The following is a 9,004-nucleotide window of genomic DNA, read 5'->3' as shown; positions in this document are numbered from 1 at the left end:
ATGACGTCCTCCGTGTGCCGTGTGCCCGGCCCGCAGTGTGGAGCACGGGAGGCAGGGGCGGAAGTGCGGGTGGAGGTGTTCTTGACCCTGGAGGGGGCGTGTGGTGCGGTCGTTCGACGATGCTGCGCCCTCTTTGGCGCCTAGGGCGGACCGACGATGAACAAGCTGACGCGGCTGACCATCAACAAGTTCCGGAACGTCGCGCCGACGACGCTGGAGTTCCGCCCGGGGCTCAATGTGGTTCTTGGGCGAAACGCGGCCGGGAAGACGACGCTGCTGCGCCTGTTGTCGACACTTATTGGAGCACCAGATGCTACTCTTCGGAATGATCCATTGGAGGCAAGCTACAGCGTAGTCAGCACCAATGGCCTTAGTTTCGACCACTTGACCGTCAAAACACGAGTCAACGCGCCTGCGCTTCCCCAGATGCCAGGAAAACCAGCATGGGAAGAGCATTACAGCATCGAACAATCAGACCGCTTTTTCTTCAAACGACTTGGCATGGTTGCATTGCATGCAGATTTGCATCCAAACGAAACCATCCTAACAACTACAAACAAACACCACCAAGCTCCAAAGCGACCACATGAGAGCCCACTCATGTCAATCATCTCCACACTCTGGAGCGACAAGCCGTTCGACGATTCTCAAAGTCTCGCCTTCGAAATCCTAAACTCCTACCCAGCATCAGCTGGACGAATGGATGAGAGCCTCGAACAATTCAACAAATTGTTTCAACTGGAGGCACAGGCAACAAACAGAAGATTCATATGGGACGCTATTGAGGTTCCCGATTCGCTGACCAAAATACGTCCTGAAACACTTCCGCCAGGAACTGCAGCTACTTTCCAATTGGCGTTTCTCAAACGCGTAGCACCCGTTCTTGGGTATGAGTCTGCCAGTGTCCGATTTGACATTGAACGACTCAACCCAGAGCCAGACCGCCACCTAACGAAACTAAGGAATCTCCGTTTCTTTTTCAAAAGGGGGGATGAAGAGGTATCTCACGACCTGCTTAGTTACGGTCAAAAGCGCCTACTCGCTTTCTTCGCCAACGCAGATGCCTCCGGAGACATAATAATCGCCGACGAACTCGTGAACGGGCTTCATCATGAATGGATCTCCGCATGTCTCAACGAGATCGGAGAACGGCAGGCTATCCTTACCAGCCAGAATCCTCTTCTCCTGGACTTCTTGCGTTTCGAGAGCATTGAAGAGGTCCGCAACACCTTCATTATTTGCAAGCGCGCTGAAAGCGCTACAGATGCGCAACTCATCTGGCGCAATCTAACTGAGGACGAAGCCGAGTCCTTTTTTCTTGCCTATCAGACTGGGATTCAACGCGTCTCGGACATCCTTCTCACCAAAGGCCTCTGGTGACGTGCAATGTTAGCCCGTGCGCGCATCCTCGCCCTGACCGAGGATTCAGGTAGTCAGGGGCATCCCACGCTTCAGAAGATCTTGAAAGAAGCGCTCAAGCTCGTTGTGGAAGGCGTTGATCTCAATCCTGTCCGCATCAAAATCGAGCCACTTCCAGAGAACGACCGTGCACGACTCGGGTTGCGCGGAAACAGTTGGAAGGAAGAGCCTCCTACGCAGGACACGCTTCGCCTGATTGAATCAATTGCAGTGCGTCTGACTGAAAAGCCCGCTGGATTCGTCGTCTTCCACTTCGATACTGACTCAGTGTGGAGCGAGCGGGATACCGATCCCAAGAGCAACAGGCGAAAATTCGAAACCCTTATCCGTGGCCGAGTGCGTCGTCGCCTTATGGGAGAAGGAGCGTCGCCTAGAAATCCACGTGCCCCTCCTCCGCAGACTTCAGAGGAGGCTGATGCGGCGTTAAGTCGTCTCCTTGTCTTCTCTCCCTGCTACAGCATGGAGTCCTGGCTATACCAAGCCACGAGTGAGTTGCGCCCCCTCTGCCAGAATGAGCACGACTCTAACGAGCACACACAACTCATCGAGGAATGGACCACGGACCGGACTCGCCTTGATGAAGTCCACCAGCCCAAGGTCGTGATGAAGAAGTGTGTGGCCGATCATCACAACGAAACGCTCGCCAAGTCTTTCCCCGCAGAAGACGTCTGGCTGGCTGAGCGTTCCTTCCACGAGTCCGTGGAACGCCTCCGCGCCTGCACCGCCCTGGTCGAAGCACTCTCCCACCCCGTCTCATGAGCCCCCTCCGCCGAGCCACCCAGGACGACAACGCCGCGCTGCTGGACCTGTTCGGCGACGTGCCCATGACCGGGGACCTGGTGCTCAGCACGCAGCGGTCGCCGGACTACTTCGGCCTCTTCGCCATGCAGCGTGGGGAAGCGGAGGTCTGGGCCCACGGCGAAAACTCCCGCCTGGATGGCATGGGCGCCATCCATGTCCGCGACGGCTGGCTGGACGGCAAACCGTGCCGCGTGGGCTACCTGGGCGATTTGCGCACCCGCTTCTCCGCGCGCCGCGCCCGGGGCCTGGCCCGGTTCTATGGCCCCGTCCTGGAGGAGACCTCCCGCCGCCATGGCGTGGACGTGTTCCTCACCGCCGTCATGGCCTCCAACGCCGCCGCGCTCCAGTCACTCGTGCGTCGTGGCGCGGCCCGGGAAGCGCAGCCGCACTACCACCTGATGCGCGCCTTCTCCGCCATCTCGCTCCAGTTCGTCCTGCGACGCAAGCCGCGCCCCAGCCGCTACACCGTGCGCCGGGCCACCGCCGCGGATGTGCCCGCCATGGCCGCGATGCTGAACGCGGACCATCGCTCGCGCCCCTTCGGCTATCGCTTCGACACCGGTGAACTGGAGCATCGCCTCGCTCACTGGCCGGGGCTTCGCGTGGAGGATTCGTTCCTCGCGTTCGATTCCGCCGGGCAGCTCGTCGGCTGCACTTCGGCGTGGAACCCCGACGCCGTGAAGCGCTACCGCGTGCTCGCGTACCGGGGCGGCATGAAGTGGGTGCGCCGGGGCTTCAACGCGCTCGCCACCGTCACCGGCGCGCCCCGCCTGCCCGCGCCCGGCGGCGACTTCCGCTACTTCTACCTCTGCAACACCAGCATCCCGTCGGAGGACCCCGCCGTCCTGCGCGCGCTGCTGGATGCCGTCTACGCCGCGTTCCACGGAAGGGGCTTCCACTTCTTCACCGTGCAGCAGGACGCCGGTGACCCGCTGTCTTCCGCCTTCGACGGCTTCATCCAGCGGCGCCTGGACTTCCACCTCTACGCCGTCACGCCCGCCTCGCGCCCCCCAAGGACCTTCCCGGGGGGACGCACCGGCTTCGAAATCTGCCTGCCCTGACGCTCACACCACGCGCGTCTTCCAGCGCCCACGCCGGAACAGGACGATGCCCACCACGGACATCACCGCGAAGGCCGCCGGCACCGCCCAGTAGGCTCCCACCACGCCCAGCCCCACCGGATGGGCCAGCACCCACGCCAGCGGCAGCTCCAGCGCCCAGAGACATCCCAGGTCGATGAGCGTGGGCGTGCGCGTGTCCCCCGCGCCGTTGAACGCGGAGGTGATGACCATGCCGTACGCGCACGACAGGAAGCTCAAGGAGAAGATGCGCAGCGCCGTGGCCCCCGTGTCCACCACCGCCGGGTCCGTCGTGAACGCTCCCAGCAGCGGATGCGCGAAGATGAAGAACGCCACGCCGATGGTGCCCAGCACCATCAGGTTGTACCTGCCCGCGAGCCACACCGCCTTCGCGCCCCGGTCCGGGTCGCCCGCGCCCATGCTCTGTCCCAGCAACGTGGCCGCCGCGTTGCCCAGGCCCCACGCGGGCATCAGCGCGAACATCGTGATGCGGATGGCGATGGTGTAGCCCGCCAGCGCCGTGCTGCCGAACGACGACACGATGCGCACCAGCACCACCCAACTGGACGTGGTCACCAGCGCCTGCACCATGCCCGCGCCCGACAGCCGCAGCATCGCGAGCATCGTCGCGGGCTCCAGCGACACGTGCTCGCGCCGCACCTGGAGCCGGCCGTTGGAGCGCATCAGCCGGTAGAGCTGGTACACCACGCCCGCGCTGCGGCCCAGCGTGGTGGCCCACGCCGCGCCCACCACGCCCATCTCCGGGAACGGCCCCCAGCCGAAGATGAGACACGGCGCGAGCACGATGTTCAGCCCGTTGGCCAGCATCAACACGCGCATCGCGATGGCCGCGTCGCCCGCGCCCCGGAAGATGGCGTTGATGAGGAAGAGCAACAGGATGCTCACCACGCCGCCCATCATCACGCGCGTGTAGCCCACGCCGTGCTCCAGCACCCACGGCGAGCCGCCGAGCGCCGCCATCATCGGCCGGGCGAAGACGATGCCCGCCACGGCCAGCACCGTGGAGATGACTACGCCCAGTCCAATGGCCTGCACCGCCGTGCGCGCCGCCCGCTCCGCGTCCTTCTCTCCAATGCGCCGGGCCACCATCGCCGTGGCGCCGATGCTCAGGCCCATACCGGCCGCGTAGATGATGGTGAGGATGCCCTCGGTGAGCCCCACCGTGGCCACCGCCTCCGCGCCCAACCGGCCGACGAAGGCGACGTCCACCACGGCGAACACCGACTCCATGCACATCTCCAGCACCATGGGCACGGCCAGCAGGAAGATGGCCCTCCCGAGCGGCAACTGGGTGAGGTCCTGCTCCGAGCCGTGCAGGGCCTCCTTCACCAGGGCCCACAGCCCCTTCTCCACGGCGTCGCGGCTGGCCACGGGCTCGGGCGCCTGGGCGTGGCTGTCCGCCAACGGTGTCTCTTCCACGGGGTGAGGCCTTTCGAGAGCGAGGGGACTTCCTACCGCGAAACGCCCACACGGGGCGCCCAGCGACGCTGGCTTCCTACGCCTCCACCGTCCCCCACTCCTGACATCTGAAGGTGCCGCACCCACTCCTCCTCGGCCTCAGCAAGCGAGCGTTCCGCTGTTGGACGGCGGAGTCGTGCCTTTGGACAACATGCCCTTGAAGAGCAGGAGTAGCTTGCTGCATCCCGATGAGTCCCTTACCGCGACCGCTTCTCTCCTGCCCACCGCGGTAGGTTCCTCATTTCACCCCTGGCCTCGTCCGCGCGATATGCTGGGCACCACGCAAGTGGGGGCCCGGGGCCATCATCTTCCCGGCGGCGCCGTCGTGCGCTCGGTGGGGGGCTCCGTGATGTTGGGAGCCTTCTCCACGCTGCGCGAGGACGCGGTGGTGGTGGGCACGCCCGAGCGGCCCACGTCCATTGGCGAGAAGACCGTGCTCGGTTCGCGCTCGCTGGTGATGGGCGCGCGCGTGGGGTCCCTCTGCGACGTCGGTGACGGCGCCATCCTGATGCCCGGCGTGACGCTGGGCGACCGCTGCCTGGTGGGCGAGGGCACCGTGTTGCCGCCCGGCATGACGGTGCCGGATCAATCCGTGGTGCTGGGCCGGCCGGGACAGGTCCTGCGGATGCTATCCTCCGAGGACCTGACCCACCTGCAGCAGCGCCGGGGCGGAGACCTGTCGCTGCCCGCCGCGCCTTTGACCCCTTTCTCCGCGCGCGACCGCGCCGAGGACGCCCCCATGGGACAGCTGTATGCCTTTCGCGACCGCCACCCCTTCGTCCACCCGACCGCCACGCTCTTCTCCTCCGCGGAGGTGTCCGGTGACGTGGTCATCGGCGCGGGGGCCATCATCGGCGCGGGCGTCAAGATCACCGGCGACCTGAATGGTCCGGTGCGCATTGGCGCGCGGGTGCAGATCCTGGAGAACACGGTGCTGCACCTGCAGCCGGACACCATGCTGGTGCTGGACGAGGGCGTGGTGGTGGGCCCGGGCTGCGTGCTGCACGCGTGCAACCTGGGCGCGGGCACGGTGGTGGAGCCCGGCGCCATCCTCTGCGAGGGCAGTCACCTGGGCAAAGGCTGCCACGTGGCCGCCGGCAGCCTGGTGAAGGCGCGCGCGGTGTTCCCGGACTACGCGCTGGTGGAGGGCTTCCCCGCGACGCAGGTGGGCACGCGCACATCACCGCCGGAGCCGCCGCGCTGGGTGCTGCGGCCCGAGGACCTGCCGGGCCTGCGGCGCATGGGGTGACAGGATTTGCACAGGCCGTGTGCCCTCTGGCAGGGTCGCGGCCATGGAACAGGTCCACTCAATCATCGAGATCGCAGGCCCGCTGCTGCTGGGGCTGGCCTGTGGCGCGCTCTTCCGGAAGTTCGTGTACCCGCGCATCCTCGCGCGGCTGGGGAGCCTGGCCGGGTGGGTGACCTCCGCCGCCAACACGTGGGTGCTGTTGGTTCACATCTGCATCGCGCTGGGCGTGGCGGCGGCATGCCATGCGTCCAATTCCGTCGCGACGCTGATGTGGCTGCATGAGAACCTGTCCACGCCGCCCTTCGCGCTCACCCAGGAACTGATCCACGGGTTCTTCCTGGGGGCGACCTTCCTCACCGGCTACTACCTGGCGATTGTTTCCCGCCTCGGGCTCCGAGGAGGAGCAGGCCTCCGGCGCGGTCTGACCCCTTTCAGGGAAGCTCCATGAGGACCTCGGCGACTCCGTCCGGGTCCTGAGGGTTCTCCTGGGCCACCGTGCGGAAGCCACACTTCTCGAGGACGCGGATCGACCCGACGTTGTGGACCGCGACCCACGCGTGGAGCGGACGGTTCGGCTCGAGCACGAGGAACTCCGAGAGCGCCCGCGTCGCGATGCCCTTGTCCCAGTGCTCGCGCCCCACCCAATAGGCGATGAGGCGCTTGCCGTCCTGTTCCCAACTGCCGACGTACCCAGCGACCCGGCCGTCAGCGACGATGGCGCGGGTCACGTTCTCGGGCGGAGCACCTTCGTGCGCCAGTGGGTCAGGAAGGCATCGCGTTCCCGCGACGGGAATGCAGCCATGCGCAGCGCGACTTCGTCGCGTTGGTGCTCGAAGAAGATCGGGAGGTCTTCATCCGTAACGTTGCGCAGGATCACCAAGAGAGCCGGTCTCCACGAACCGAGTGACGCGCCGACCTTACCTGAAGCAGGTCAGACCCAGAAGACCACGTCGCGCTCCGCGTCCTCGGGACCGGGGCCGTGCGCGCCTTCGCGGAGCCAGCGGCGATACGCTTCGATGTCCGCGTGGTGCAGATCCGCCTCCGTGCTGGAGTACACGCCGCCGCCGGGGCCGCCCTTCAGTCCCTGGCGCTGCGTCTCCATGATGCGGACGTCCTGCTGGATGACCTGCCGCGTGTACCAGCGCACCAGCGGCGTCAGCGCCCGGCCCACCCACGCGCCCGGCACGTCCACCGGCAACCGGTAGCTGATGGCCGTGTACACGAGCGTGTCCGTGGGCCCGATGGGCGTACACTGGGAGTTGATGGCGAAGCCGCTGTCACCCCACTGGTAGTCCACGCGCGTGACGTTGGGGACGATGAACTCATCCGTGTGCACGAGTGGCAGGCCGCGCGGGTTGAACAGCCGCCCCAGGCCGGTGAGCGCGTCCTCCTCCTGGTGGTAGGTCATCCGCACGCGGCCCGCGTGACGCTTCACGGTGGAGGGGACGCGCTTGCGCGTGGGATTGCGGAACCAACCCCGGTGCACGAAGGACGTGTGCGGCACGTCCATGAAGTTCTCCACCAGGTTCGTCACGCCGTTCGCGAAGCGCGTGACCATGAAGTAGACGGTCCAGCCTCGCTCGTTCCAGTAGGGGACCCGGAAGGGCTCCGCGCGGGCCTGGGTCACGTCCTTGCCCAGGTAGACGTAGACGAGTCCGTCCTGCTCCCGCGTGGGGAAGCGCGCGAGCCGCCCCACGTCACAGGGCGCGGGCTTGAGCCCTTCCGGGTCCCCTACTGGAACGAGCGAGGCTGGACCGTCTACTTCATGGTCACGCGCTTCGCGAACGGCGTGACGAACCTGGTGGAGAACTTCATGGACGTGCCGCACACGTCCTTCGTGCACCGGGGTTGGTTCCGCAATCCCACGCGCAAGCGCGTCCCCTCCACCGTGAAGCGTCACGCGGGCCGCGTGCGGATGACCTACCACCAGGAGGAGGACGCGCTCACCGGCCTGGGGCGGCTGTTCAACCCGCGCGGCCTGCCACTCGTGCACACGGATGAGTTCATCGTCCCCAACGTCACGCGCGTGGACTACCAGTGGGGTGACAGCGGCTTCGCCATCAACTCCCAGTGTACGCCCATCGGGCCCACGGACACGCTCGTGTACACGGCCATCAGCTACCGGTTGCCGGTGGACGTGCCGGGCGCGTGGGTGGGCCGGGCGCTGACGCCGCTGGTGCGCTGGTACACGCGGCAGGTCATCCAGCAGGACGTCCGCATCATGGAGACGCAGCGCCAGGGACTGAAGGGCGGCCCCGGCGGCGGCGTGTACTCCAGCACGGAGGCGGATCTGCACCACGCGGACATCGAAGCGTATCGCCGCTGGCTCCGCGAAGGCGCGCACGGCCCCGGTCCCGAGGACGCGGAGCGCGACGTGGTCTTCTGGGTCTGACCTGCTTCAGGTAAGGTCGGCGCGTCACTCGGTTCGTGGAGACCGGCTCTCTTGGTGATCCTGCGCAACGTTACGGATGAAGACCTCCCGATCTTCTTCGAGCACCAACGCGACGAAGTCGCGCTGCGCATGGCTGCATTCCCGTCGCGGGAACGCGATGCCTTCCTGACCCACTGGCGCACGAAGGTGCTCACCGCCCCGAGAACGTGACCCGCGCCATCGGCGCTGACGGCCGGGTCGCTGGGTACGTTCTGGCAGGTGTTGGGAACAGGACGGCAAAGGCGCCTCATCGCCCTAGTTGGGTGGGTGCTGCGAGCAAACTTGGGGACCCAAACGGGGGGCATCGCGACGCGGTGCGCTCTCGGGATTTCCTCGTGCCCTCCGAGCCGAACCGTCCGCTCCACGCGTGGATCGCGGTCCACAACGTCGGCAGTCGATCCGCTGTCCTCGAGAAGTGTGCTTCCGCACGGTGGCCCAGGAGAACCCTCAGGACCCGGACGAGTCGCCGAGGTCCTCAGGAGCTTCCTGAAAGGGGGTCAGACCGCGCCGGAGGCCTGCTCCTCCTCGGAGCCCGAGGCGGGAATA

11 protein-coding genes are annotated in these 9,004 nt (G+C 66.0%); 7 read left to right on the top strand and 4 right to left on the bottom strand.

What is annotated here, in order from left to right; genetic code table 11:
- Positions 1 to 156 precede the first annotated feature (156 nt).
- Genes JYJ93_RS01790 through JYJ93_RS01780 form a run of 3 tightly spaced genes read left to right on the top strand, consistent with a single transcriptional unit; the run spans position 157 to position 3,281 of the window.
- Positions 157 to 1,380 (top strand): AAA family ATPase, encoded by a 1,224-nt coding sequence (locus JYJ93_RS01790; protein WP_206786072.1) that lies wholly within the window; start codon positions 157 to 159, stop codon positions 1,378 to 1,380.
- A gap of 6 nt (positions 1,381 to 1,386) precedes the next feature.
- Positions 1,387 to 2,178, top strand: a complete 792-nt coding sequence (locus JYJ93_RS01785; RefSeq protein WP_206786073.1) for a hypothetical protein — start codon at positions 1,387 to 1,389, stop codon at positions 2,176 to 2,178.
- Positions 2,175 to 3,281, top strand: a complete 1,107-nt coding sequence (locus tag JYJ93_RS01780; protein WP_206786074.1) for a hypothetical protein — start codon at positions 2,175 to 2,177, stop codon at positions 3,279 to 3,281. Before JYJ93_RS01785 ends, JYJ93_RS01780 begins: the two co-directional genes overlap by 4 nt.
- 3 nt (positions 3,282 to 3,284) lie before the next feature.
- Here JYJ93_RS01780 and JYJ93_RS01775 read toward each other — a convergent pair whose 3' ends face one another.
- Positions 3,285 to 4,724, bottom strand: a complete 1,440-nt coding sequence (locus JYJ93_RS01775; protein ID WP_242543568.1) for an MATE family efflux transporter — start codon at positions 4,722 to 4,724, stop codon at positions 3,285 to 3,287.
- A 403-nt stretch (positions 4,725 to 5,127) separates the two neighbouring features.
- On the opposite strand from JYJ93_RS01775, the gene JYJ93_RS01770 reads away from it, so the two are divergent.
- Together JYJ93_RS01770 and JYJ93_RS01765 are read left to right on the top strand one after the other, a co-directional pair.
- On the top strand, positions 5,128 to 6,027 hold the full coding sequence (locus JYJ93_RS01770) for a DapH/DapD/GlmU-related protein (RefSeq protein ID WP_242543572.1): 900 nt from the start codon (positions 5,128 to 5,130) through the stop codon (positions 6,025 to 6,027).
- 43 nt (positions 6,028 to 6,070) lie between these two features.
- Entirely contained in the window at positions 6,071 to 6,475 is a 405-nt protein-coding gene (locus JYJ93_RS01765; protein WP_206786076.1) for a hypothetical protein, read from the top strand.
- Here JYJ93_RS01765 and JYJ93_RS01760 read toward each other — a convergent pair.
- The 3 genes from JYJ93_RS01760 to JYJ93_RS01755 are packed head-to-tail and all read right to left on the bottom strand — an operon-like array spanning position 6,459 to position 7,723.
- Complete coding sequence (locus tag JYJ93_RS01760) at positions 6,459 to 6,755, bottom strand: GNAT family N-acetyltransferase (protein ID WP_347402689.1); 297 nt, start codon at positions 6,753 to 6,755, stop codon at positions 6,459 to 6,461. The genes JYJ93_RS01765 and JYJ93_RS01760 overlap by 17 nt on opposite strands.
- Entirely contained in the window at positions 6,752 to 6,907 is a 156-nt protein-coding gene (locus tag JYJ93_RS39765) for a hypothetical protein (RefSeq protein WP_242543571.1), read from the bottom strand. The genes JYJ93_RS01760 and JYJ93_RS39765 overlap by 4 nt, the downstream gene beginning before the upstream one ends.
- Positions 6,908 to 6,958: 51 nt before the next feature.
- Entirely contained in the window at positions 6,959 to 7,723 is a 765-nt protein-coding gene (locus tag JYJ93_RS01755) for a hypothetical protein (protein ID WP_347402688.1), read from the bottom strand.
- Positions 7,724 to 7,792: 69 nt separating this feature from the next.
- Here JYJ93_RS01755 and JYJ93_RS01750 point away from each other — a divergent pair, with 69 nt between their 5' ends.
- Together JYJ93_RS01750 and JYJ93_RS39760 are read left to right on the top strand one after the other, a co-directional pair.
- Positions 7,793 to 8,419, top strand: coding sequence for a hypothetical protein (locus tag JYJ93_RS01750; RefSeq protein ID WP_242543570.1), 627 nt, complete (start codon positions 7,793 to 7,795; stop codon positions 8,417 to 8,419).
- 51 nt (positions 8,420 to 8,470) lie between these two features.
- On the top strand, positions 8,471 to 8,629 hold the full coding sequence (locus JYJ93_RS39760; RefSeq protein WP_242543569.1) for a hypothetical protein: 159 nt from the start codon (positions 8,471 to 8,473) through the stop codon (positions 8,627 to 8,629).
- Positions 8,630 to 9,004 lie beyond the last annotated feature (375 nt).

Source organism: Corallococcus sp. NCSPR001 (genome assembly GCF_017309135.1).
In the GTDB taxonomy this organism is placed as follows: domain Bacteria; phylum Myxococcota; class Myxococcia; order Myxococcales; family Myxococcaceae; genus Corallococcus.
This window is presented reverse-complemented; position numbering and strand designations above follow the sequence as displayed.

Coding starts and splice junctions, on each gene's coding strand:
- JYJ93_RS01790 (WP_206786072.1), top strand. CDS start 157: ATGAACAAGCTGACGCGGCTGACCATCAACAAGTTCCGGAACGTCGCG.
- JYJ93_RS01785 (WP_206786073.1), top strand. CDS start 1,387: ATGTTAGCCCGTGCGCGCATCCTCGCCCTGACCGAGGATTCAGGTAGT.
- JYJ93_RS01780 (WP_206786074.1), top strand. CDS start 2,175: ATGAGCCCCCTCCGCCGAGCCACCCAGGACGACAACGCCGCGCTGCTG.
- JYJ93_RS01770 (WP_242543572.1), top strand. CDS start 5,128: ATGTTGGGAGCCTTCTCCACGCTGCGCGAGGACGCGGTGGTGGTGGGC.
- JYJ93_RS01765 (WP_206786076.1), top strand. CDS start 6,071: ATGGAACAGGTCCACTCAATCATCGAGATCGCAGGCCCGCTGCTGCTG.
- JYJ93_RS01750 (WP_242543570.1), top strand. CDS start 7,793: ATGGTCACGCGCTTCGCGAACGGCGTGACGAACCTGGTGGAGAACTTC.